The sequence below is a fragment of the Acinetobacter sp. CE-15 genome (assembly GCF_051059255.1).
Lineage (GTDB): Bacteria > Pseudomonadota > Gammaproteobacteria > Pseudomonadales > Moraxellaceae > Acinetobacter > Acinetobacter guillouiae.
The window spans coordinates 1,317,480-1,340,367 of the sequence record NZ_CP192737.1 but is presented as its reverse complement, the minus strand read 5'-3'; the positions used below and the strand labels follow the sequence as shown (position 1 = coordinate 1,340,367).

21 protein-coding genes are annotated in these 22,888 nt (G+C 39.5%); 5 read left to right on the top strand and 16 right to left on the bottom strand.

Annotation, left to right across the window (positions count from 1 at the left end; all coding sequences use genetic code 11):
• The first annotated feature begins 218 nt into the window (after positions 1 to 218).
• Together ACQ7EO_RS06200 and nth are read left to right on the top strand one after the other, a co-directional pair.
• Complete coding sequence (locus tag ACQ7EO_RS06200; RefSeq protein ID WP_004823183.1) at positions 219 to 1,022, top strand: RnfABCDGE type electron transport complex subunit B; 804 nt, start codon at positions 219 to 221, stop codon at positions 1,020 to 1,022.
• Entirely contained in the window at positions 1,019 to 1,696 is a 678-nt protein-coding gene (gene nth, locus ACQ7EO_RS06195) for an endonuclease III (RefSeq protein WP_034612511.1), read from the top strand. The genes ACQ7EO_RS06200 and nth overlap by 4 nt, the downstream gene beginning before the upstream one ends.
• A 118-nt stretch (positions 1,697 to 1,814) precedes the next feature.
• On the opposite strand, the gene ACQ7EO_RS06190 is transcribed toward nth, so the two are convergent.
• The 5 genes from ACQ7EO_RS06190 to ACQ7EO_RS06170 form a co-directional block, all read right to left on the bottom strand.
• Positions 1,815 to 2,165 carry an SH3 domain-containing protein gene (locus tag ACQ7EO_RS06190; protein WP_434279151.1) on the bottom strand — a complete coding sequence of 117 codons (351 nt, stop codon included), beginning with the start codon at positions 2,163 to 2,165 and terminating at the stop codon, positions 1,815 to 1,817.
• Positions 2,166 to 2,353: 188 nt separating this feature from the next.
• Positions 2,354 to 2,569 carry a hypothetical protein gene (locus ACQ7EO_RS06185; protein WP_004823188.1) on the bottom strand — a complete coding sequence of 72 codons (216 nt, stop codon included), beginning with the start codon at positions 2,567 to 2,569 and terminating at the stop codon, positions 2,354 to 2,356.
• Between the two features lie 90 nt (positions 2,570 to 2,659).
• Complete coding sequence (adk, locus tag ACQ7EO_RS06180; RefSeq protein ID WP_004717260.1) at positions 2,660 to 3,313, bottom strand: adenylate kinase; 654 nt, start codon at positions 3,311 to 3,313, stop codon at positions 2,660 to 2,662.
• Between the two features lie 83 nt (positions 3,314 to 3,396).
• Positions 3,397 to 4,713, bottom strand: coding sequence for a hypothetical protein (locus tag ACQ7EO_RS06175; protein WP_004717262.1), 1,317 nt, complete (start codon positions 4,711 to 4,713; stop codon positions 3,397 to 3,399).
• Positions 4,714 to 4,774: 61 nt separating this feature from the next.
• Positions 4,775 to 5,314 carry a hypothetical protein gene (locus tag ACQ7EO_RS06170; RefSeq protein WP_004823189.1) on the bottom strand — a complete coding sequence of 180 codons (540 nt, stop codon included), beginning with the start codon at positions 5,312 to 5,314 and terminating at the stop codon, positions 4,775 to 4,777.
• 347 nt (positions 5,315 to 5,661) lie between these two features.
• Between ACQ7EO_RS06170 and mrdA the strand changes: the two genes are divergently transcribed.
• Positions 5,662 to 7,731 (top strand): penicillin-binding protein 2, encoded by a 2,070-nt coding sequence (gene mrdA / locus ACQ7EO_RS06165; RefSeq protein WP_034612504.1) that lies wholly within the window; start codon positions 5,662 to 5,664, stop codon positions 7,729 to 7,731.
• Positions 7,732 to 7,735: 4 nt separating this feature from the next.
• Complete coding sequence (gene rsmD, locus ACQ7EO_RS06160) at positions 7,736 to 8,284, top strand: 16S rRNA (guanine(966)-N(2))-methyltransferase RsmD (protein WP_434279596.1); 549 nt, start codon at positions 7,736 to 7,738, stop codon at positions 8,282 to 8,284.
• A 164-nt stretch (positions 8,285 to 8,448) separates the two neighbouring features.
• Here rsmD and ACQ7EO_RS06155 read toward each other — a convergent pair whose 3' ends face one another.
• Together ACQ7EO_RS06155 and ACQ7EO_RS06150 are read right to left on the bottom strand one after the other, a co-directional pair.
• Positions 8,449 to 8,649 carry a hypothetical protein gene (locus tag ACQ7EO_RS06155; protein ID WP_419286553.1) on the bottom strand — a complete coding sequence of 67 codons (201 nt, stop codon included), beginning with the start codon at positions 8,647 to 8,649 and terminating at the stop codon, positions 8,449 to 8,451.
• 137 nt (positions 8,650 to 8,786) lie between these two features.
• The gene (locus ACQ7EO_RS06150) at positions 8,787 to 9,266 is read right to left on the bottom strand and encodes a hypothetical protein (protein ID WP_270405936.1); all 480 of its coding nucleotides are present in this window, start codon (positions 9,264 to 9,266) and stop codon (positions 8,787 to 8,789) included.
• Between the two features lie 516 nt (positions 9,267 to 9,782).
• On the opposite strand from ACQ7EO_RS06150, the gene ACQ7EO_RS06145 reads away from it, so the two are divergent.
• Positions 9,783 to 10,544, top strand: a complete 762-nt coding sequence (locus tag ACQ7EO_RS06145; RefSeq protein WP_434279150.1) for a 3-oxoacyl-ACP reductase — start codon at positions 9,783 to 9,785, stop codon at positions 10,542 to 10,544.
• A gap of 158 nt (positions 10,545 to 10,702) precedes the next feature.
• Here ACQ7EO_RS06145 and sucD read toward each other — a convergent pair whose 3' ends face one another.
• The 9 genes from sucD to sdhC form a co-directional block, all read right to left on the bottom strand.
• Positions 10,703 to 11,593, bottom strand: coding sequence for a succinate--CoA ligase subunit alpha (gene sucD, locus ACQ7EO_RS06140; RefSeq protein ID WP_004717274.1), 891 nt, complete (start codon positions 11,591 to 11,593; stop codon positions 10,703 to 10,705).
• 12 nt (positions 11,594 to 11,605) lie between these two features.
• Positions 11,606 to 12,772 carry an ADP-forming succinate--CoA ligase subunit beta gene (gene sucC, locus ACQ7EO_RS06135; protein WP_004717276.1) on the bottom strand — a complete coding sequence of 389 codons (1,167 nt, stop codon included), beginning with the start codon at positions 12,770 to 12,772 and terminating at the stop codon, positions 11,606 to 11,608.
• 168 nt (positions 12,773 to 12,940) lie between these two features.
• Positions 12,941 to 14,374, bottom strand: a complete 1,434-nt coding sequence (gene lpdA / locus ACQ7EO_RS06130; protein WP_004717278.1) for a dihydrolipoyl dehydrogenase — start codon at positions 14,372 to 14,374, stop codon at positions 12,941 to 12,943.
• Between the two features lie 60 nt (positions 14,375 to 14,434).
• Positions 14,435 to 15,646, bottom strand: coding sequence for a 2-oxoglutarate dehydrogenase complex dihydrolipoyllysine-residue succinyltransferase (odhB, locus tag ACQ7EO_RS06125; RefSeq protein WP_434279149.1), 1,212 nt, complete (start codon positions 15,644 to 15,646; stop codon positions 14,435 to 14,437).
• Positions 15,646 to 18,483 (bottom strand): 2-oxoglutarate dehydrogenase E1 component, encoded by a 2,838-nt coding sequence (locus tag ACQ7EO_RS06120; protein WP_004717282.1) that lies wholly within the window; start codon positions 18,481 to 18,483, stop codon positions 15,646 to 15,648. The genes odhB and ACQ7EO_RS06120 overlap by 1 nt, the downstream gene beginning before the upstream one ends.
• A gap of 611 nt (positions 18,484 to 19,094) precedes the next feature.
• The gene (locus ACQ7EO_RS06115) at positions 19,095 to 19,805 is read right to left on the bottom strand and encodes a succinate dehydrogenase iron-sulfur subunit (RefSeq protein ID WP_004717284.1); all 711 of its coding nucleotides are present in this window, start codon (positions 19,803 to 19,805) and stop codon (positions 19,095 to 19,097) included.
• A 14-nt stretch (positions 19,806 to 19,819) separates the two neighbouring features.
• A complete protein-coding gene (locus tag ACQ7EO_RS06110; RefSeq protein ID WP_004717286.1) occupies positions 19,820 to 21,718 on the bottom strand; it encodes an FAD-dependent oxidoreductase in 1,899 nt (632 codons plus the stop codon).
• A gap of 12 nt (positions 21,719 to 21,730) precedes the next feature.
• Positions 21,731 to 22,096, bottom strand: a complete 366-nt coding sequence (gene sdhD, locus ACQ7EO_RS06105) for a succinate dehydrogenase, hydrophobic membrane anchor protein (RefSeq protein WP_004717289.1) — start codon at positions 22,094 to 22,096, stop codon at positions 21,731 to 21,733.
• Positions 22,096 to 22,494, bottom strand: a complete 399-nt coding sequence (sdhC, locus tag ACQ7EO_RS06100) for a succinate dehydrogenase, cytochrome b556 subunit (RefSeq protein WP_126606943.1) — start codon at positions 22,492 to 22,494, stop codon at positions 22,096 to 22,098. The genes sdhD and sdhC overlap by 1 nt, the downstream gene beginning before the upstream one ends.
• Positions 22,495 to 22,888 lie beyond the last annotated feature (394 nt).

The window sequence follows — 22,888 nt, the reverse complement described above, 5'->3', positions numbered from 1 at the left end:
TAATATTTAAATTCAATATGATAATTTCTAATCACCCCCAAATAAAATGTCAATTTGTTGGCGTTTTTAACCAAAAAATATTCGATATTTTGATCTAAATTAGCGCATTTTTAGCGCCAAATTAGAGCAAAGATTTTCACTACAAAACATGCTAAAATTGCAAAATATTCTTCGCTTTTACCAAGTATTTGTTCATTTTTCTTTAAAGTTTTATTCACATGAATTCATCGCTTTCCTTCATTCAGCAAATAGATGCCATTTTGCCACAAACACAATGTGGACTCTGTGGTCACCGTGATGGGTGTTTACCTTATGCAAAATCTATTGTAGAAAAAGGCGAAGAAGCCAATAAATGTGTGCCAGGTGGGCAACCTGTTGCAGATGCGCTTGCGGATATACTCAATCGTAATAAACTCATTGCTGAACCAAGTGTCTGGCCAATTCAAAGCGATGGTCGTCCACAACGCATGAAAGCCATTATTCGTGAAGATGAATGTATTGGTTGTACCAAATGCATCAGTGCTTGCCCTGTAGATGCCATTATTGGTTCTGGTAAACTGATGCATACCGTACTTACAGATCTATGCACTGGCTGTGAACTATGCATTGCTCCCTGTCCAGTAGATTGCATTGATTTAGTTGAAGACATTCAGCCAATTCCAAATGACGAACAACGTCTCTTAGAACAAAATGACTTACGTGGTCGTTACTATGCACATATTCAACGTGAAGAAAAGCAACGCATCCATCGTAAAGGTCCTGTGGTTCGTGCAGAAATTGACACTGAACTCTTTGCACAAATAACACAGCAAAGTCAGGCTTTACCTACCATTGAAATCAACCAACCCACAATAAAAAATCCAATTGTTACAGATGCGAAAACCACCATTGAATTGGCTAAGCTGCGCACTCAAATTAAAAAACTAGAAAAACAATTGAGTGTTCGAGCAGATGAAAATAAGCAACATCAATTAAATGAATTGATTCAACAGTTATCTGTTTTGCAAGAGGATGCATCATGACTGTAAAGAATATGACCAAAAAGCAGATTCAGATTTTCTTTGAACGATTACGTGAGCAACGCCCAAATCCTAAAACAGAACTCAATTACTCAAACCCATTTGAGTTGCTTGTCGCCGTTACCTTATCTGCTCAAGCCACAGATGTAAGTGTCAACAAAGCCACTGATAAGTTATTCCCTGTCGCCAATACTCCTGAACAGATTTATGCATTGGGTGTAGATGGTTTAAAGCAATATATTAAAACCATCGGTTTATATAATGCCAAAGCTGAAAATGTGATTAAAGCTTGTAAGATTCTCATTGAGAAGCACAATAGCCAAGTTCCAGACAATCGTGCTGATTTAGAAGCCTTACCCGGCGTAGGTCGTAAGACTGCCAATGTTGTACTGAATACCGCCTTTGGTCAGCCTACAATGGCTGTAGATACGCATATCTTCCGTCTTGGCAATCGCACTGGACTGGCAGTAGGTAAAAACGTGCTTGAGGTCGAACATCGTTTAATTAAAGTGATTCCAAAAGAATTTATTATAGACTCGCATCATTGGCTAATTTTACATGGCCGCTACTGCTGTATTGCACGTAAACCCAAATGCAATGAATGTATTGTGTCAGATGTTTGTAATTGGCCTGATAAATATGAGTTTGGCGCTGCACGCGAAGTCAAAACAAAGTAGCGAATAAACAAGAGATTTTAGCAAAGCATAATCATCGTTTAATTAAGATCATGCTTTGTCATTTTTCTAAGGAAGTTATTTTCTGAAGAAACAGCTAGCATCTTAAAATAGTTCTCAATCAAATCTGACTTAACACCTCTAAGGGCACCCAACCAGACTGATCATCAGATAATCTGCTACACCAAATCCAGCCATTTAGTTGTTCTTCTCCAAGCAATAGATCGCCATGATCTACATTGAGTTCTTTCGCGGTGTAATCTTCGATTGCATAGCCTTGATGCTTATTGATCCATTCAATGATTTGAGTAGGAACCCACCCCTCTAATCCATTGTCGACTGTGCAGAAATACCAATTGTCCCAATTCTCCGAGCCTTGATACTTTTCGCCTATGTTCAGCAAAGTCCCCTTTGAAAAATGAATAGGCTCTAAATATTCGCTACGATGTGCTGCTATGGCAATCAATTTCATTTGGACAGTCTTCTTATAATATGAATGCTGTGAATTTAGCATGTAGATGGATAATCAAAACACTTAGAATTAATTGTTTACACATCTCAATTATACAAATTCATCAGTTAAATTCATCAATTTGGAAGAATGAAGCGCGATGATAGATAAGGATTAATTTATCCTCTGCATGAATCTCCCTGTTTATTTTACTTTTTATTTTCCAAATCTTTCTTTAACTTTTCAAGCCGTTTCCACTCTTCAGCCACCTGTGGATGCACTTGGTAATTGCCTGATTTTCTCATTTCACGGCGTTGCTGAAGCTCTTCTTTTTGTGCTTTGCGTAGCAATTTAAAGCTCATATACAATAAGCCTAAAAGAAGCAATATACTCAAAATGACCAAGGCAATTAATACAAACTTCACTCTCTACGCCACTCTTGCAAAAAAAAGAGACCTAATATGAATCAGGTCTCTGTTATTGTCAAAGCTTAAAAAAATGCTTTGAATGCGGTCTTATTTATCTAAAATCGCAAATAAATCTTTTTGGACATCTTCTATTGGACGTAAACCGTTCAATTTATTATAAGTCGGTGCATTTTCCCCAGAAGCTGCACGTCCTTGATAGAAACCAACAAGCTGTTCAGTTTCATTATGATAAGAGCCTAAACGCTTACGAATCGTTGCTTCTTCGTCATCTGGACGTTGCACAAGATCTTCGCCAGTTTCATCATCTTTACCTTCCACTTTCGGTGGGTTATAAATGGTGTGATAAACACGACCAGATGCTGGGTGCTGACGACGGCCAGAAAGACGTTTTACGATTTCTTCGTCTGGTACTTCAATTTCGATTACATGGTCAATGCTAATCCCTTCGTTCTCTAAAGCCTCAGCTTGAGGAATCGTACGTGGGAAACCATCGAAAATACAACCATTTACACAATCAGGTTGTGCAATACGTTCTTTCACTAAACCGATAATAAGCTCATCAGATACTAAACCACCTGATTCCATTACACTTTTAGCTTTAAGACCTAATTCAGTACCTTCACGAATTGCAGCACGGAGCATATCACCGGTTGAAATTTGTGGGACATTGTAGCGCTTACAGATCAACTGAGCTTGTGTACCTTTACCTGCTCCAGGTGGTCCGAGTAATATAATGCGCATAAAAAAACATCCTCATTTAAAACAATATGTATGATACCGTTTGCCATGACAAATTAAAACTTATCATCGTAATGGCATCAAATTTATAAGAAAGCCACAAATAAATGTATTAGACCAGCAAAAAATCCAGTCACACCACCGAGTACAATCAAAATCCATTCGTCTTCCTGAAATGCAGGACGTAACAGGTTTTGAAACTCTTTTGGGGTTAACTCTCTAATCCGCTCTTTAAACATCTGAAAAATTTTCTGTGCACGGCTCGCATTAAACGCAGGGTCGCAAACAGGCACCATCGTAATTTCAATTGACCGATCAATCAAGTCTGTCTTGAGTTTTGCATACTCTTTTAGTCCTAAAGACAATTGTAAAGAGGTCCGAACCAATGGAGTTTCCATAATTTCGTTAATATGACGCTTTACAATACGACGGGTTTTTTCTTTCTTAGGACCATACATCATTTCAGTCATGATTGATTTTAACGTAATCAAATCTTCAGTCACGACACTTGCAAAAACATCTGACACTTCTTCTTGGCGTTTCATAAACGCACCCTGAACATTATAAGTGCCAATTCTTGGAATAACAGGTTTAATCCATGGAAATTTTCGATCTTTTGTCCGTTCAAAAAATTGGGGATAGCGTACGTAATGTGGCTCTACTGGGTTGAAAACCATCCAGATTGCAATCCAGTTGGTTAAAAAGCCCCAAACGGCTGCAAAGAAAGGTACAGTCCAATGTTGAGGTACAAAGACATAAACAAACATTTGGAAAATACCAAAGAAACTCCCGATTACAGCACTAATATGCCAAATAAAGTTAATTTCTTTTTGCCCAACTTTTAAAAACATACGGACCATCAAACGGCGATCGCCTTCCATTTGAGTCACGACCATATCCCGCATATTGACCAGTGACTCGACGTTCATGGTTAGTTCGGTCACGAGTTCTCTTAAGACACCCGGCAATTGTTTATGCGCTTGACCATAAATTCGACGTTTAATCGAATAAGGTAAATTTTCCCACAAAACAGCATTACGATCTAACATCACCTCATCAATCAAATGCTCAAGCTCAAAACCGACTTGTTCACCGATAATCCGAGCCATATCTTCAGGATCCATTGCATCTAAAAATTCACGCAAAGAACCCAGTTTGGATAATGTATTGTCTGTGATGATGCCTGAAATTCGCCCAGCTTTGCGTGGCACAATCCCTTGCCAACCCACAGGTAAGGGACCAATATGAAATCCCCAAAACGTGATTGGATAAAATACCATTTTCAGTGCCATCCAAACGTGTGCCCACGTTACAAAGGCTGTCACTGGGATGATACTTAAAATGGCAAGATGATCAGGTCGAGCTGTAAAAGCGTGCCACAAACCATTAACGTATTCCAACATGCATGACTCTCGTATTTATTTCTATTTGCGGTCGAAGGATATGGATAAAATCATAAAAACTTTAGAACCCGACACTTAAGGTATAAGCAAATTGTATTTGTGGACGAGTTTCCAGGACCATATCTCCATTTTTATTATGAAGTTCACTGCCTGCACCCATCCCCACACTAAATGTACTTATACGCTCTTTATTCAATAAAACATAAGATAAATCGGCACCACCACCATATTGGACTTCATCACTTCCGTCCACTTTTTTACTTTTAAGTGTTCCGCCATAGACCCCAAGATAGAATCCATTTTTATCTTTACCATTTAATACTACAGGAATTCTATAGCCGACTTGACCAGCAAATTCATGGTCGCCATTATAAAAAACACCTAATTTAGTATACGCAATTCCATAAGGATTTACCCATTCACCATTCGCATGGACCATCTGTTGCGTTACACCCGCACCGATATTCCATTTAGAAGCATCTTCAGGCTTAAACTTTGCCTCTGGTAAAATCCCTTTCATATCTGGCAAATAATCTTTAACATCAGCATGCGCGAAATTTCCGACAGCTACTAACATTAATAAGGGAAAGATTTTTTTCATTATTTTCTCCATTATCCCTAATCTTAACTTAGGTCGAATCTATTTATCCTTAAGGCTCGACTTTAACAGAATTATTTTGGCACTCATATACAAAACGCTATAAATTTAATGTCGCTAAGGTCAAATCCATATAGGCTCTGTTGACAATTCCTCTATGTTTACAACGATGCGTATTTTTCAGGTGAAATGTCAACGGACCTGTATAAGGCATAACAAATTTGTTGCAGAGACTGAGTTAAAATATATTTTGATGAGTTATTTGTGTTTTTTAATTTTTAAGACTCAATCTAGGGTAAAATGTTTGACCCCTAAATTCACCCATCTTTAAGTACTAAAGCCGACGACGTATGAAGCAGCAGTTTCCTCTAAAAAATGTCCAACAAGAAAAACGCATCTTTCGTAGTCGTGTCTTTTTTGCGATTGGTATTGTTTCATTTTTTATGTGCCTTCTGGTTGCACGTTATGCTTATCTGCAAATTTTCCATCACCAAGAATTTAGTGAGGCATCAGATAAAAACCGTATTCGACTCCAGCCTATCGCACCAGCACGTGGCTATATTTATGATCGTAATGGGATTTTACTGGCAGATAACTACCCTGTTTTTACTGCAACCCTCAGCAAAGCCGATGTCGAAGATATAGATGATACGGTTAAGCGTTTAATTCCAATTTTAAATCTGAATCAAGAAGATATTGACCGTTTTAATAGCCGGATTAAAGCCTCTAAAAAAACAGAACGAGTCACCTTAAAGCTAAACCTAACAGAACAAGATATTGCGCGCTTTAGTGAAGTCAAGTTTCAATTTCCGGGCGTTGATATCGAAACACAAATGACCCGCTATTATCCACATGGTGAGCTATTTGCCCATGTTATTGGCTATGTGGGTCGTATTAACGATAAAGAACTCAAAGCAATTGATAAAGATAGTTATGCTGGAACCAACCTGATCGGGAAAATTGGTGTAGAAAAATCCTATGAAGATTTACTGCATGGTGTTCCTGGTTATGAATCGATTGAAGCCGATGCACATGGTAATGTCTTACGTCATTTAGGCCGTAAAGAGTCGACTCGAGGCAATGACTTATATCTTTCGCTCGATTATGGTCTGCAAACCATTGCAGCAGAACAGCTTAAAGATCGTCGTGGTGCAATCGTCGCAATTGACCCACGTACTGGTGAAATATTAGCACTGGTGTCAAGCCCAAGTTTTAACCCGAACTTATTTGTAACAGGTATTGGACATGCAGACTATACAGCCTTGCGTGACAACCTAGATCAACCGCTCTATAACCGTGCGGTCCAAGGAACTTACCCTCCTGGCTCTACCATTAAGCCGATGGAAGGCTTAGGCGGTATTCACTTTAAAACGGTGGATTGGGGAACCGCAATTTCCGATCCTGGCTATTTCCATTTACCCGGTGATTCACATAAATTCCGTGACTGGAAAAAGACTGGACATGGCTCAGTCAACTTACATAAATCCATTGTGGTTTCTTGTGATACTTACTTCTATATCTTGTCTTACCAGATGGGTATAGATCGCATGAATGAATGGATGCGCCAATTCGGTTTCGGTGAAAAAACCGGAGTAGATTTACCAAGCGAAAGTACAGGTCTATATCCAAGTCCTGAATGGAAAATGCGTACCCGAAAAAGCAAATGGCTCAAAGGTGAAACCATTTCTGTCAGTATCGGTCAAGGTGCATTTACCGCGACTCCATTACAACTGGCGATGGCAACAGCAATTACCGCCAACCATGGTGCACATGTCACACCGCATGTATTACGTGAATCCAAAGGGGCAAAAAAGCATGAAGTACTCAATGCCCCGACAGGAAAAATCAACTTCAGTGGTACTGATGAAGACTGGATTAAAATGCGTGATGCAATGGTTGATGTTATTCAAACAGGTACAGGTCGTGGTATCCGTACACCAATGTACCAAATCGCAGGTAAAACAGGTACAGCACAGGTCAAGAGTATTGCCCAAGGCAAACGCTATAATGAAGCTGCACTTTCAGCACGCCAGTTAGACCACGGTTTATTTGTTGGCTTTGCACCTGCTGAAAACCCTGAAATTGCCATTGCCGTGATTTGGGAAAATGGTAAGCATGGTGGTTCTGCCGCCAAGATTGCTCGTCCTGTGTTTGATTACTGGTTACTGACTCGCAAAAAGAATCCAATTGTACCGCTTAACCATCAAGTCAGTGGTGGCTTAATGACAGCAGGCATCAAACCGGGTGAACTGCCAAGTGGTGATGTTTCACTTGCAGCAGATCCAAATGCCTTGCCTAAACCGAAGCCTAATACACAATCCAATACGGCTAGCCAAAACCGTATACCAGCTCAAGGTCATAATACGACCACAGCTCAACCCACTCCTCCACCTGTACCTGAGGCTGATATCAGTGAATAATAAAGTGAAAAACCAATTACGTATTATTGGTGGAGAATGGAAACGTCGAGTTCTTCCTTTTGCTGATATCGATGGTTTACGTCCTACCCCTGATCGAGTTCGTGAAACATTGTTTAACTGGCTGATGTGGGATATTCAAAATGCCAAAGTCTTAGATCTTTGTGCTGGTTCAGGGGCTTTAGGATTTGAGGCACTTTCACGTGGTGCACGTCATGTCATCATGATTGAACCCAATGCCACGCAAGCTAAATTTTTAAAAGACAATATTCAGTTGCTTAAAGCTGAAAACTGTCAGCTGAAAATTCAAACAGCACAACAAGCCTTATCTAATTTAAATGAACAGTTTGATTTAATATTTTTAGATCCACCCTATAGTTTAAATTTATGGGATGAATTGGCTCAAAAAGCGGATCAATACTTATCTGATCAAGCATTGATTTATGTAGAAGCAGATCGTGGCTTAAATCAACTGAATTTACCCTCAACATGGCAATTACAGAAACAAACCAAAGCTGGTGTAGTACAAGCAGGTTTATTTAAAAAAATAATCTAGGGTATTGCTCTCGTGTGGCATCCCCCCTACAAAAAAAGATAGTATTGCCTACACAAATATATTTAAACTTTCAATGTAAAGTGCAACAGTACCGCCCTACAAAAATAAAAATTAATTAAAAAAAATGGGCATAGATTGCCCATTTTTATATTGAAGATAAAGAATTAACGCCCTTTCCAATTCCAGTCACGATCATTGCGATCTCGGTCATAACGACCATCACGACGCTGATCCCAGCGATGATCCGAATCATGTCGCTGATCATAACGACCATGACCACCGCGATGACCATCATCAAATGGTGCAACAATACAGCCAGTTAATGAAATAGCAACTACACCCAACACAATAATTTTGTTTAACATGATGACTCACCTCTTCATCTCATTTTGTTTAAGTTAGTCTTTTAATGTGTAGTGCTAAACAAGCTTATGTTTCAAGTTGTAGTATTTCCACCATGATTTCTTCATGGTAATAAAAATGATCGATAAGATATTTATGATTAATAGGTCAGCGTTCTAATCCAAAACAGACGCAATAATTGACCACGATCATAAGGAAAACTAGAGATGTATTCATAACCCACTTTGTTTAAAGCATTGATCTTAAATTCAATACCATAACCAAAAGAAAGATAAAGCTCACTTGACGCAGGATTATCATTTGAAGGATTGAGCAATGAGGTCTTTAATTGTTGTACATTATAAGCAGTATAATTAAACACACGAATACGCTCATTTTCATAAAATTTATTGGTTAAAATTGAATAATCTGCCAATTCATGCTCATGCTGTTCTGCTAATTTTTTTTGCAATTGATCTTGTTCAAAAAAAATATCATTTCGCTCAGTGATCATTTCAATATCACTTAGGCTATTTTCTTGATTTTCAATTTTAAATAATTGCTCATCTTGTAATTGATCTGGTTGTCCTAATAATTCATCTTGATATTCTACAACTCGATTTTGTGCCTCTTCTGGCATAAGTGCCAGATCATCATAAGCATAAACATTTGAATTTATAAAAAATATATACATGACCATTAAATTGAGCAGGTAAATAGGTCGCATGTTTGGTCTAATCAATTCATCATTTTTAGCGGAGTTATACCAATCAAAAAACAAGATGGTTGTCTCCTCTATTTGTTTATAAGTAACTTAAATGATCAACCTAATTGTAGCCTACATATAGATTAAAATGGCTGAAGCACATCCAATATCAAATGTGCTTTTTTTGAATTATAAATAATATGATCAATATGTTAAACCAATCAACCATCATTCTGAGCCATCATTTTATCGATAGGATTTAAAAAGTTTAATTATTTGAATATTCATATGTAATTAATGCACTAAGATGCTTAAATTCCTCTAGAAGTTTTTTATATTTTTAATTTTGCATCTGTGCAATTGATAAACTTTGTAACTCATCTCTCAATCGAAGAGTCTGATCAATAAAAGTGCTAAAATTAAATTGATATCAAATGAGTTGATTTGAACATGGAAATACGAGATCAAATTATTTTAGTGACTGGTGGCGCACGTGGTTTAGGACTTGCAATTACCCATGCTTTGATTCGTGAAGGCGCAAGAGTTGTGGTGAATTATTTCAATAGTGAAGAATCCGCTCAACAACTTGCCAAGGAACATGCCGAACAGGTTTTTATTTACAAAGCAGATGTAACTGATGCAGATCAAGTCAACACGATGTTTAAAAAAGCAAAACTGCATTATGGACATGCAATCACCTCAGTGATTAATAATGCGCTATTGGCATTTAAATTTGATGGTGATCTACGTCCAAAAGTTGAAACGTTGAGCTGGTACAGTATGCAACAGCAATTGGACAGTGCAGTTAAAGCCGCTTTAAACACCACCCAAGCTGCACTAGAAGATATGAAAAAAGATCATTTTGGTCGAATCATCAATATTGGAACCAATCTTGTACAGAATCCTGTGGTTCCTTATCATGATTATACTGCGGCTAAAGCAGCGCTTTTGGCCTTTACCCGCACAACGTCACACGATTTAGGTCAATATGGCATTAATGTAAATATGCTTTCAGGTGGTCTATTACGCAAGACTGATGCCAGCAGTGCAACACCTGATCAAGTGTTTGATTTGATCGCTGCTTCTACGCCCTTACAAGAAGTCACCACACCTGAGCAGTTTGCAGATGCCGTGCTGATGTTTTTATCACCGTGGTCACGCGCTGTAACAGGGCAAAATTTAATTGTGGATGGTGGTTTAGTCAAAGGCTAATCACAGATCACCCATCTCGTATAAATTCTCGTTTGTTTTTCTATCTTGATCACAAGATTAAACGCTAACCATCAAGAAGCGAGAACCAATACTCTACAACCAATAAAAATGGGAGCCGATTGGCTCCCATTTTTTAGCTTAAAAATTTAAACTTTGAATTAAACTAAGCCTTTCTTTTTTAAGACATCAAACATAGTTGAACCAAGTTCAGCTGGGCTACGCGTATATGCCATACCCGCTTTTTCAAATGCAGCAAACTTCTCTTCAGCAGTACCTTTACCGCCAGAGATAATCGCTCCTGCGTGACCCATACGCTTACCTTTAGGCGCTGTTACACCCGCAATATAACCAACAACAGGTTTAGTCACATTAGATTGAATATACTCAGCAGCTTCTTCTTCCGCACTACCACCAATTTCACCAATCATGATGATTGCTTCTGTTTGTGGGTCTTCTTGGAAAAGTTTTAAGCAGTCAATTTGGTTCATACCCGGAATTGGGTCACCACCGATACCAATACACGTAGACTGACCTAAACCAAGCTTAGTCGTTTGAGCAACTGCTTCATAAGTCAATGTACCAGAACGAGAAATGATCCCGATTTTACCTGGTTGATGGATATGGCCTGGCATAATCCCAATTTTACATTCGCCCGGTGTGATAATACCTGGACAGTTTGGACCGATTAAACGTGCATTATTACCATAAGTTTCAAGGTAACGTTTTGCTTTTAACATGTCTAAGGTTGGAACACCTTCGGTGATCACCACGATTAACTCAATACCAGAATCGACTGCTTCAACAATTGAATCCAGTACAAATGGTGCAGGTACATAAATTGATGTTGCATTTGCACCCGTTTCTTTTACTGCTTCACGCATTGTATTGAAAACAGGTAGACCAATATGAGTTTGACCACCTTTACCCGGTGTTACCCCACCAACTACTTTTGTACCGTATGCAATTGATTGCTCAGAATGGAATGTACCATTCTTACCTGTAAAGCCTTGTACCAATACTTTTGTGTCTTTATTAACTAATACGCTCATGATTGATACTCCTTACGCTTTCACAGCAGCAACAACTTTTTCTGCGGCATCAGCTAAGCCATTCGCAGAAATTAATTTTAGACCTGATTCATCAAGTAATTTAGCACCTAATTCTGCATTGTTCCCTTCTAAACGAACAACCACAGGTACGGTTACATTTACTTCTTGAACCGCTGCAATAATCGCTTCAGCAATCATGTCACAACGTACGATACCACCAAAAATATTGATCAATACACCTTGCACAGATGAATCTGAAAGAATAATTTTAAATGCTTCAATGACGCGATCTTTGGTTGCACCGCCACCAACATCAAGGAAGTTTGCTGGCTGACCACCATACAGTTTGATGATGTCCATTGTTGCCATCGCAAGACCAGCACCATTCACCATACAACCGATATTGCCTTCTAAAGCAACATAGTTAAGGTCAAATTCAGATGCTTTTAACTCACGCTCATTTTCTTGAGATTTATCACGCATCGCAGCAATTTCAGGCAAACGATAAAGTGCATTTGAGTCGATACCGACTTTGGCATCTACACATAAGATTTCGCCATTTTCACGAACTGAAAGTGGGTTAATTTCAAATAGTGCAAAGTCATTTTCAACAAATGCCTTGTATGCACCTGTCATGATGGTTACAAATTGGCTAATTTGTTTATCTTTTAAACCCAATTGGAAACCAACATCACGCGCTTGGAATGGCAATAAACCAACCAGCGGATCTACTTCGACTTTAATAATTTTTTCAGGTGTTTCTTCAGCAACTTTTTCAATTTCTACACCACCCTCTGTAGACGCCATGAATGTCACACGACGACTAGAACGGTCAACCACTGCACCTAAATACAATTCACGTTCTACAGGATAAACATCTTCACAAACAAGGATACTATTTACCGGCTGACCATTGGCATCTGTTTGATACGTGACTAAACGAGTACCTAACAGGCTTTTTGCATATTCAGCTGCTTCTTCTTTTGACTTAACAACTTTTACGCCACCCGCTTTACCACGACCACCTGCATGGACTTGGGCCTTCATCACAGCGAATTTGCCACTAATTTGCTCAAAGGCTGCAGATGCTTCTTCGGGCGTAGTGATTAAAATGCCTTCTTGAACTGGCATACCATATTTTTTTAACAGCGTTTTCGCTTGATACTCATGTAGATTCATGTTTTACCTTTTACTACTTTTCACATTGTTATGACACACCAATAATTAGACTTCCATCGCAATAACTATCGGCATTTATTAAAGTTTGTTCTTTTATTTTTAGATGATTATTCAATTAAAAACAACCATCAAAAGTAAAAAGAGCGGTCGAAACCGCTCTTTTTTGTGTTATTTACGTTTACGCTGAATCGCGTGAATCGCACGCCCATCAACAGCAAGCGCTGCTTCATGAACGACTTCAGAATAAGTTGGGTGACCAAAAGTCATCAATTGTAAATCTTCAACAGAAGATACAAATTCAAGTGCAATCATACCTTGGTGAACAATGTCAGAAGCACCAGGACCAATGATATGCATACCCAATAAACGATCCGTTTTTGCATCTGCAACAAACTTCACAAATCCAGCAGATTCATTGGCAGCTAAAGCACGACCATTCACAGCAAATGGGAATTGACCAGTTTTAACGTCATGGCCTTTCTCTTTAGCTTGCTCTTCAGTCAAACCTACCCACGCAGCTTCAGGGTGTGTATAAATCACTGAAATAATGGTGTCATAATTCACTTGAGCAGCATGACCATGCATACGCTCAACTGCCATTACACCTTCTTCCATTGCTTTATGCGCAAGCATTGGACCACGTACCAAGTCACCAATTGCATATACACCGTCAACAGACGTTGCACACCAATCGTTCACTTCAACCAAACCACGTTCAGTTAATTTAATGCCTGAATCTTCAGCCAATAAACCTTCTGCATACGCTTTACGGCCAACACAAACGATTAATTTATCAAAAGTTTGAGTTTTATCTTCGCCTGCTTGGTTATATTGAACAGTCACTTCACGACCATTCACTTCAGTACCTGAAACTTTAGCGCCAATACGAATATCTAAACCTTGTTTTGTTAAAAGTTTTTGATAATCTTTTGCCAACGCTTTATCCGCCATTGGTAAGAATGCATCTAATGCTTCAAACACAACAACTTCAGAGCCAAGACGACGCCATACTGAACCAAGTTCTAGTCCGATTACGCCTGCACCAATTACACCTAAACGTTTAGGCACTTCTTGGAATTCTAAAGCACCTGTTGAATCAACGATAAGGTCTTCATCAACTTTTGCTACAGGAATATTGACAGGTACAGAACCAGTTGCAAGAATTACGAATTTAGGTTCTAAAACTTGAACATCACCACCTTCTAATGGTGTGAATTCAACTTTTTTACCAGCAAGTAATTTACCCGTACCTTGTAACCACTCGATACCATTGCCTTTCAGCAATTGAGCAACACCGCCAGTTAAGTTATCTACAACTTTGTCTTTACGAGCAAGAAGCTTTTGAAGATCAAGTTGGACATTTTCAACTGTAATACCGTGAACATCTAAGCCATGAAGAGTGTCTTCATAGTGATGTGAAGAATCTAAAAGTGCTTTAGAAGGAATACAACCTACGTTTAAGCAAGTACCACCTAAAGATGGCTTACCTTTGTGTACACGTTTTTCGATACACGCAACTTTGAAACCAAGTTGAGCAGCACGGATTGCCGCTTCATAACCACCTGGTCCACCGCCGATTACCACTAAATCAAACTGAGACATGCTTATCTCCAAAAACGAGTTTAAAGGATCACTCTAAACTCGTGTTGTTATTCTAAAGAATTAAAGGTCAAGGATTAGTTTAGCTGGCTCTTCAAGTAACTCTTTAACAGTTACCAAGAAGCCTACAGCTTCTTTACCATCAATCATACGATGGTCATAAGAAAGCGCTAAGTACATCATTGGAAGAATTTCAACTTGACCATTTACAGCCATAGGACGCTCTTGGATTTTGTGCATACCTAAAATAGCAGTTTGTGGTTGGTTCAAAATAGGTGTTGAAAGTAATGAACCGAAAGTACCACCGTTGGTAATTGTGAAAGTACCACCAGTCATATCTTCAATTGCTAATTTACCTTCACGTGCTTTTGCAGCATATGCACCAATACCTGATTCAACTTCAGCATAGTTCATACGGTCAGTATTACGTAATACTGGAACCACTAAACCACGATCAGAAGAAACCGCAACACCGATATCATAGTAACCATGATAAACAATATCATCACCGTCGATTGAGGCATTTACCGCAGGATAGCGTTTGAGTGCTTCAGTTACAGCTTTAACGAAGAATGACATAAAGCCTAAACGTGCACCATGACGTTTTTCGAAAGCATCTTTATATTGCTTACGCATTTCCATCACAGGTTTCATGTTAACTTCGTTAAACGTAGTCAACATTGCAGTTTGCTGTGTAGCAGCAAGAAGACGTTCAGCAACACGCTTACGTAAACGTGTCATCGGAACACGTTTCTCGATACGCTCACCCACTGCAACGCTTAATGGTGTTACAGCAGCAGCTGGTTTAGTTTGATGATTTGCAACATCTTCTTTAGTGATACGACCACCACGACCAGTACCATCTACATCCACAGCAGCAATACCTGTTTCAGTTAAAGCTTTACGCACTGCAGGTGCTTGATCTTGTACTTGAGCACGTTCAACAACAGGTGCATTACCCGCTTGAGTTTGTGCCGCAGCTTGTTCTACTTTCTCTTCAGATTGAACTGCTTGAGTTTGAGTAGCACCAGAAACAGCACCTTCTTCAAATGTCGCAATAACTTCAGAAGAAAGAACTGTGTCGCCTTCATTTTTGATGATTGCAGAGATAGTACCATCAGCAGGAGCAACAACTTCTAAAACAACTTTATCCGTTTCAATATCACAGATGACTTCATCACGTGATACCGCTTCACCTGGTTGTTTGTGCCAAGTTGCAATTGTTCCGTCAGCAACTGACTCTGGGAACACCGGTGCTTTAATTTCGGTTGCCATTATTTAGATTCTCCTGATTGTTCAGCTACGATCGCAAGTGCGTCATTCACGAGCTGAGCTTGTTGTTTTGCATGCAAATATGGTGAGCCACATGCAGGTGCAGCTGAAGCTTCACGTCCTGCATAGCTAATTTGAACTTGTAGAGCAGACTTCATTACACCTTCGTATAAACGAGGAGCAATGAATAACCATGCGCCTTGGTTCTTCGGTTCTTCTTGACACCAAACAAGTTCTTTTATGTTTGGATATGTCGCAAGCACTTCAGCAAGACGTTTTTCTGGGTATGGGTACAATTGTTCAACACGTACCACCGCAATGTTCAAGTTTTCTTCACGACGTTTTTCAAGTAAGTCGTAATAAACTTTACCACCACAAAGTACAACACGTGTTACATCTTGTTTGTTGATTTGATCCACTTCATCAATCACAGTCTGGAATGTACCAGTTGCAAGCTCCTCCAAAGTTGAAGTTGCAAGTTTATGACGAAGCAATGACTTCGGTGAAGTCACGATCATTGGCTTACGAATTGGGCGAATTGCCTGACGACGCATTGCATGGAAAATCTGTGCAGGTGTCGTTGGTGTAATCACTTGCATGTTTTCTTCAGCACATAACTGTAAGAAACGCTCAAGACGTGCAGATGAATGCTCTGGACCTTGACCTTCATAACCATGTGGAAGAAGTAATGTTAAACCACACACACGTTCCCATTTGGTTTCACCAGATGAGATAAACTGATCAATAACCACTTGCGCACAGTTTGCAAAGTCACCGAACTGAGCTTCCCAGATTACCAAGCTTTTTGGCAATGTTGTTGCATAACCATATTCAAATGCAAGCACAGCCATTTCTGACAATAATGAGTCATAAATTGCAGTACGTGGCTGGTTTTCTTTGATATGACACAGTGGAATATAAACCGAACCATCAACTTGGTTATGTAGCTTGGCATGACGGTGTGAGAATGTACCACGACCAACATCTTCACCAGTCAAACGCACCAAGAAACCATCATCAAGGATAGAAGCATAAGCTAAAGTTTCTGCTGCACCCCAGTTTAATGGCATTTCACCAGTTTGCATTTTCAAACGTTCATCGATCACTTTAGATACTTGGCGTTGCATCACGAAACCTTCTGGTAATTCGCGCATTTTTGTACCAATTTCTTTTAAGCGTTCGATTGGGAAAGTCGTATCCCAAACATCTGTATATTCATGGCCTAGATACGGTTTCCAGTCCACAAACATTTTATCATTTGGTTCAAGCACTAAAGCATTGGCAACATGGTTACCTGCTTCAAGATCTTCACGATATTTTTCAACTAAAGCATCTGCATCAGAACGATCTAATACTTTTTCTTGTACCAATTGATCCGCATAAAGCGTACGTGTAGTCGCTTTTTTATTGATCACTTGATACATCATTGGTTGTGTTGCTGCTGGCTCATCTGCTTCGTTATGACCACGACGACGATAACAGAACATGTCAATCACAACATCTTTACGGAATGTATGACGGAAATCATGTGCCAATTGCGCAACAAACAATACAGATTCTGGGTCATCACCATTGACATGGAAAATTGGCGCCTGAATCATTTTTGCAATGTCAGTACAGTATTCTGTAGAACGTGCATCACGTGGATCAGATGTAGTAAAACCAACTTGGTTGTTGACTACGATATGAACCGTACCACCTACGGTATAACCACGCGTTTGTGACATTTGGAAGGTTTCTTGGTTGACACCTTGACCAGCAAATGCAGCATCACCATGTACGATTACAGGCAATACGTCATCACCACCAATGTCTTTACGACGTACTTGGCGTGCACGAACTGAACCTTCAACCACAGGACCAACAATTTCTAAATGCGATGGGTTAAATGCCAAAGCCAAGTGAACTTCACCACCAGGTGTCATCACATTTGATGAGAAACCTTGGTGATACTTAACGTCACCTGAACCTTTTTTAGCTAAAGTTTTACCTTCAAACTCACCAAACAAATCAGCTGGGTTTTTACCCATGATGTTCACAAGTAAGTTTAAACGACCACGGTGTGGCATCCCAATTACGACTTCTTTACAACCTACAGAACCTGCACGTTGAATAAGTTCGTTTACCATTGGAATGAAAGATTCACCACCCTCTACACCAAAACGCTTCGCACCAACATACTTATTACCGAGGAATTTTTCTAAGCCTTCAGCAGCAGTTAAACGTTCAAGTACGTGTTTCTTTTGATCTGCCGAGAAACCGAACTGACCGCGTGCACCTTCAAGACGTTGTTGAATCCAGCGTTTTTCTTTGGTGTCAACAATGTGCATATATTCAGCACCAATAGAAGCACAGTATGTTGCCTCCATTGCGCTAACCATCTCACCTAAAGTTGCTTCAGTTTTACCAATCGCCAAATTTCCAGCATTGAAAACTGTATCTAGGTCAGACTTGGTTAAACCATGTGCAGCGAGATCTAAATCTGGCACATCTTCACGTTTAGCCAAACCTAGTGGATCAAGCTTCGCTTTTTGATGACCACGGTTACGGTATGCTGCAATCAGTTGCAAAACACCGATTTGACGACGTTCATGCTCAGTACTTACTTCACTTTGCACAACAGGCTGAACACGACTTGAATTACGACCTAATAATAAGAATTGCTCACGAATGTTTCCGTGTGGTTGGTCACCTTTAGGGAATTTATCGAAATATTGACGCCAATCCTCACCTACTGAGGTTGGAGAAGAAAGGTACTGTTCGTAAAGCTCTTCAATATACGCTGCACTATCAGCGGAAAGTTCAGTATCAAGACGCAATGCGTCAGCAACTTCTTGCATTTGTGGACCCATTTCCTATTGCAAAAACATTAGAGGGTGCTTTTTAAGCACTCCCATGATTGATAATGCCAAATCGGTAAATTGACATTCACCCATCAGATACTCATGACCAAGGGGCGTTATAAACATTAGCTTTTACTAATGCATACAATGAATCATAACGCCCTCAATGGCATCATCACTCACTTATATACTCAACCGAAGCTGAGCAATTTTTTGCAAATCGACTTAGAAAAAACAAAGGCTTTTTTGCTTTTTCTAAAGCGGTTCTAATCTTCGCTTATAAAATTATTTATAAACTGATCTGGATCACACTTATGTAGAAAAAATGTACCAAAAACATGGTGTGTTTTTCACATATAGTGGTTTGTTAAATCCTAACATGATCTGTCACTTCAATTGATTTTTTTGACACATACCACCTATAAATTAGCGAAATACATACAAGAAATAATCTATTATTATCCATCCATTTATATCGGGTCTGTTGATACTTTTTCAATGCTTAAAGCTTAGATCCCATTCACTCGAACAAAAAACAACCATCTCATTAAAAATCCAATAAAAAAAGAGCGTACATCCCAAGATGTACGCCCTTTTTTCACATCGTATTAACCCGCTTGATCGAGCAACATGCTACGGATATGACCGATCGCTTTTGTTGGATTCAAGCCTTTCGGACATACAGACACACAGTTCATAATCCCTTTACAACGGAATAATGAGAATGGGTCATCAAGACGTGATAAACGATCTTGTGTCGCAGTATCACGAGAATCAATAATGAAACGGTATGCATTCAACAATGCTGAAGGACCCAAAAATTTATCCGGGTTCCACCAGAATGATGGGCATGATGTTGAACAACATGCACAAAGAATACATTCATACAAACCATTTAAGTGCTCACGCTCTTCTGGAGATTGTAAACGCTCTTTTGGTGGTGCAGGTTGATTATTGATTAAGAATGGATGAATTTTGTCATACTGATCGTAGAACTGATTCATATCCACAACTAAATCTTTAACCACAGGCAGACCAGGTAATGGACGAATGACGATTTTTTCAGGTAAATCGTTCAGGTTCCATAAACACGCAAGACCATTTTTACCATTGATATTCACACCATCTGAACCGCAAATACCTTCACGGCAAGAACGACGGAATGTTAATGATTCGTCTTGAACTTTTAATGCTAAAAGCGCGTCAAGCAACATACGATGCTTATCCGTCAACTCTAGTTTAAAAGTCTGCATATACGGTGCTTTATCCTTATCAGGATCATAGCGGTAGATTTCGAATGTACGTGTACCTCTACTCATCTTATTTCTCCCGATTAGAATGTACGTGGTTTAGGTTCAATTGGGTCTACAGACAATGGGCTGTAACGTACTGGCTTGTATTCAAGATGGTTATCAGCTGAATACCATAAAGTATGTTTCATCCACTCATCGTCACGACGACCATATGAATAGTGCTCATCATCAGCAGGCAATTCATAATCTACAACAGTATGTGCACCACGACATTCTTTACGTGCAGCAGCAGAAATCAATGTTGCTTTCGCTACTTCGTATAAGTTTTCAACTTCCAAAGCTTCAATACGTGCAGTATTAAATACTTTAGATTTGTCTTTTAAATGAATGTTACGTACACGTGGTTCAATCGCAAGAATCTGCTTAACACCCTCATCAAGCAAGGCTTGAGTACGGAATACACCCGCGTGGTCTTGAACGATATCACGAATCGCATCCGCAACTTCTTGTGCATTTTCACCAGAAGTAGAATCATCTAAATGATTGATACGTTTCAACGTGTTCACAAGTACATCATTTGGAAGTGGTTGGTATTCATCACCGTGATGTTTAGTCACGTAATCGATGATGTGTTCACCAGCAGCTTTACCAAATACAACCAAGTCAAGTAATGAGTTTGTACCTAAACGGTTTGCACCATGTACAGACACGCAAGAACACTCACCAATTGCATAGAAGCCTTTTACAGGCACTGTGTAATTCATTGTACCGTTGGTTGTGTATTCGTTTGCAGCTTTATCAAAACCTGCATAGAAATCTGCTGCATTTTTCGCTGTTTCAGGAATAACCACTTGACCATGAATATTGGTCGGAATACCACCCATTTGATAATGGATTGTTGGTACAACTGGAATTGGTTCTTTGGTGATATCCACGTTTGCGAATTTCTTACCAATCTCAAATACAGATGGTAAACGCTTCATGATGGTATCTGCACCCAAGTGAGTCATATCAAGTAGGATATAATCACCTTTAGGACCACAACCACGACCTTCTTTGATCTCTTGGTCCATAGAACGTGATACGAAGTCACGCGGAGCCAAATCTTTCAAAGTTGGAGCATAACGTTCCATGAACGGTTCGCCATCTTTGTTACGAAGGATTGCACCTTCACCACGACAACCTTCCGTTAACAATACGCCTGCACCAGCAACACCCGTTGGGTGGAATTGCCAGAATTCCATATCTTGTAATGGAATACCCGCACGAGCAGCCATACCAAGACCATCACCAGTATTGATATAAGCATTGGTAGATGCACGGTAAACACGACCAGCACCACCTGTAGCAAACAATGTTGCTTTGGCTTGGAATACAGCAATTTTGCCTGTTTCTTGGTCAATTGCTGTTACACCGAGTACATCACCTGCTTCGTTACGGATTAAGTCTAATGCAATCCATTCAACGAAGAATTGAGTACCCATTTTCACGTTACTTTGATAAAGCGTATGAAGAAGCGCATGACCTGTACGGTCGGCAGCAGCACAAGCACGCGGAACTGGTTTTTCACCATAGTTCGCAGAGTGACCACCAAATGGACGTTGATAAATTGTACCGTCAGCATTACGGTCAAATGGCATACCTAAGTGTTCAAGCTCATAAACAACTTTAGGCGCCTCACGACACATAAATTCGATTGCATCTTGGTCACCTAACCAGTCAGAACCTTTTACCGTGTCATAGAAATGATAGTGCCAGTTATCGTCTTGCATGTTACCAAGCGATGCACCAATACCACCTTGAGCCGCAACAGTGTGAGAACGTGTTGGGAATACTTTAGTTAGCACTGCAACTTTCAAACCTGCTTGAGCAAGTTGATATGAAGCACGCATACCTGAACCACCACCACCAACGATGACTGCATCGAAGAACTGGCTTGGAATATTTGAATAATCTTCTTTAGGGGTTAAAGCGCCCATGACATTTTCCTATCAATTCGCCCAAAAAATCTGGATTGCCCAGATCGCATATGCAATAACAGCAATAATCACTGCTGAAGTTAACACGATGCGTAAACCTGAAGCTGAAGGACCCATCTGACGAGTAGTCACATAGTCAGTGAATACTTGCCACATACCAATCCAAGCATGCGCAACAAGAGATAAGACTGCCAATAAAGATAAAATCTTCATCGGAAGTGTCATCATAAAGCCAAACCATTGCTCATAGTTAAATCCGCCATTGCACAGAATCCAACCTAATACCACAACAGTATAAACAGCTAGAACTACAGCACTTACGCGTTGGATATACCAATCACGAGAACCTGAACCCGTTAAACCTGTAGCACTTTTCATTAGAGAACGATCCATACAAATGAAGCGATAACCGATATCGCAGCCAAGATTAATGCAATAGTTGCTGCTACGCGACCACTTTGCAACTCTTCAGCAAAGCCTAGGTCAGCAAGTAAGTGCTTAATACCCATAATGAAATGGAATAATAAACCAGCGACAAATACCCATACGATAAAACGTACAATGAAGCCACCAAAGATTGCTTGAACTTGAGCAAAGCCTTCAGGCGAAGACAAAGACTTGTCTAAAAGCCACAAAAGTACCGGTACGAGTAAAAATACGATGACACCTGATAGACGGTGTAGAATTGATGCAATAGCCACAGGGGATTTTAAGTTTACATCTAAAACTTGACCCATGGACAAATTGACAGGTCTGTTGCTTTTCACAGCGGGCATCCTGTAAGTAAAAACTCCATCCGGAGTTTGTTGGAATTAATTCGAAGGAAAGCTAGCATTGTCAGACAAATTTAATTGCCTGAACTTTAAACGACACTGAATTATAAAACGTGCACTGTCAAAATACAAACCATCGAAATTGGCTTTTTCTTTAAAAATCACTCAAATAAGAATCATTTACACCCATTTGAAAAATAAAGCAGATCACCCACCTTTGTTTTTCAAGGCTATCTCGTTATTTTTTATGACATTTAAACATATTACTTTTATACATAATTACGTCTTATATTATTTTTATAAATTTAGACTAAAGCACAACATTACGGACAAAATCGTCCTGTGGTTAATTTCTCCCTGCTGTTTTATTTTTCATCAGCTGGTTAAGCTTTAGTAG

Bases quoted from the DNA above. Each gene is read 5' to 3' on its own strand.
- ACQ7EO_RS06175 (WP_004717262.1), bottom strand. From the start codon at position 4,713: ATGTTGGAATACGTTAATGGTTTGTGGCACGCTTTTACAGCTCGACCT.
- sdhD (WP_004717289.1), bottom strand. From the start codon at position 22,096: ATGAAAAGTGCTACAGGTTTAACGGGTTCAGGTTCTCGTGATTGGTAT.
- sdhC (WP_126606943.1), bottom strand. From the start codon at position 22,494: ATGCCCGCTGTGAAAAGCAACAGACCTGTCAATTTGTCCATGGGTCAA.
- ACQ7EO_RS06200 (WP_004823183.1), top strand. From the start codon at position 219: ATGAATTCATCGCTTTCCTTCATTCAGCAAATAGATGCCATTTTGCCA.
- mrdA (WP_034612504.1), top strand. From the start codon at position 5,662: ATGAAGCAGCAGTTTCCTCTAAAAAATGTCCAACAAGAAAAACGCATC.
- ACQ7EO_RS06120 (WP_004717282.1), bottom strand. From the start codon at position 18,483: ATGCAAGAAGTTGCTGACGCATTGCGTCTTGATACTGAACTTTCCGCT.
- nth (WP_034612511.1), top strand. From the start codon at position 1,019: ATGACTGTAAAGAATATGACCAAAAAGCAGATTCAGATTTTCTTTGAA.
- sucD (WP_004717274.1), bottom strand. From the start codon at position 11,593: ATGAGCGTATTAGTTAATAAAGACACAAAAGTATTGGTACAAGGCTTT.
- adk (WP_004717260.1), bottom strand. From the start codon at position 3,313: ATGCGCATTATATTACTCGGACCACCTGGAGCAGGTAAAGGTACACAA.
- ACQ7EO_RS06115 (WP_004717284.1), bottom strand. From the start codon at position 19,805: ATGAGTAGAGGTACACGTACATTCGAAATCTACCGCTATGATCCTGAT.
- ACQ7EO_RS06190 (WP_434279151.1), bottom strand. From the start codon at position 2,165: ATGAAATTGATTGCCATAGCAGCACATCGTAGCGAATATTTAGAGCCT.
- odhB (WP_434279149.1), bottom strand. From the start codon at position 15,646: ATGGCAACCGAAATTAAAGCACCGGTGTTCCCAGAGTCAGTTGCTGAC.
- ACQ7EO_RS06110 (WP_004717286.1), bottom strand. From the start codon at position 21,718: ATGGGCGCTTTAACCCCTAAAGAAGATTATTCAAATATTCCAAGCCAG.
- ACQ7EO_RS06150 (WP_270405936.1), bottom strand. From the start codon at position 9,266: ATGCCAGAAGAGGCACAAAATCGAGTTGTAGAATATCAAGATGAATTA.
- lpdA (WP_004717278.1), bottom strand. From the start codon at position 14,374: ATGTCTCAGTTTGATTTAGTGGTAATCGGCGGTGGACCAGGTGGTTAT.
- ACQ7EO_RS06155 (WP_419286553.1), bottom strand. From the start codon at position 8,649: ATGTTAAACAAAATTATTGTGTTGGGTGTAGTTGCTATTTCATTAACT.
- ACQ7EO_RS06145 (WP_434279150.1), top strand. From the start codon at position 9,783: ATGGAAATACGAGATCAAATTATTTTAGTGACTGGTGGCGCACGTGGT.
- ACQ7EO_RS06170 (WP_004823189.1), bottom strand. From the start codon at position 5,314: ATGAAAAAAATCTTTCCCTTATTAATGTTAGTAGCTGTCGGAAATTTC.
- sucC (WP_004717276.1), bottom strand. From the start codon at position 12,772: ATGAATCTACATGAGTATCAAGCGAAAACGCTGTTAAAAAAATATGGT.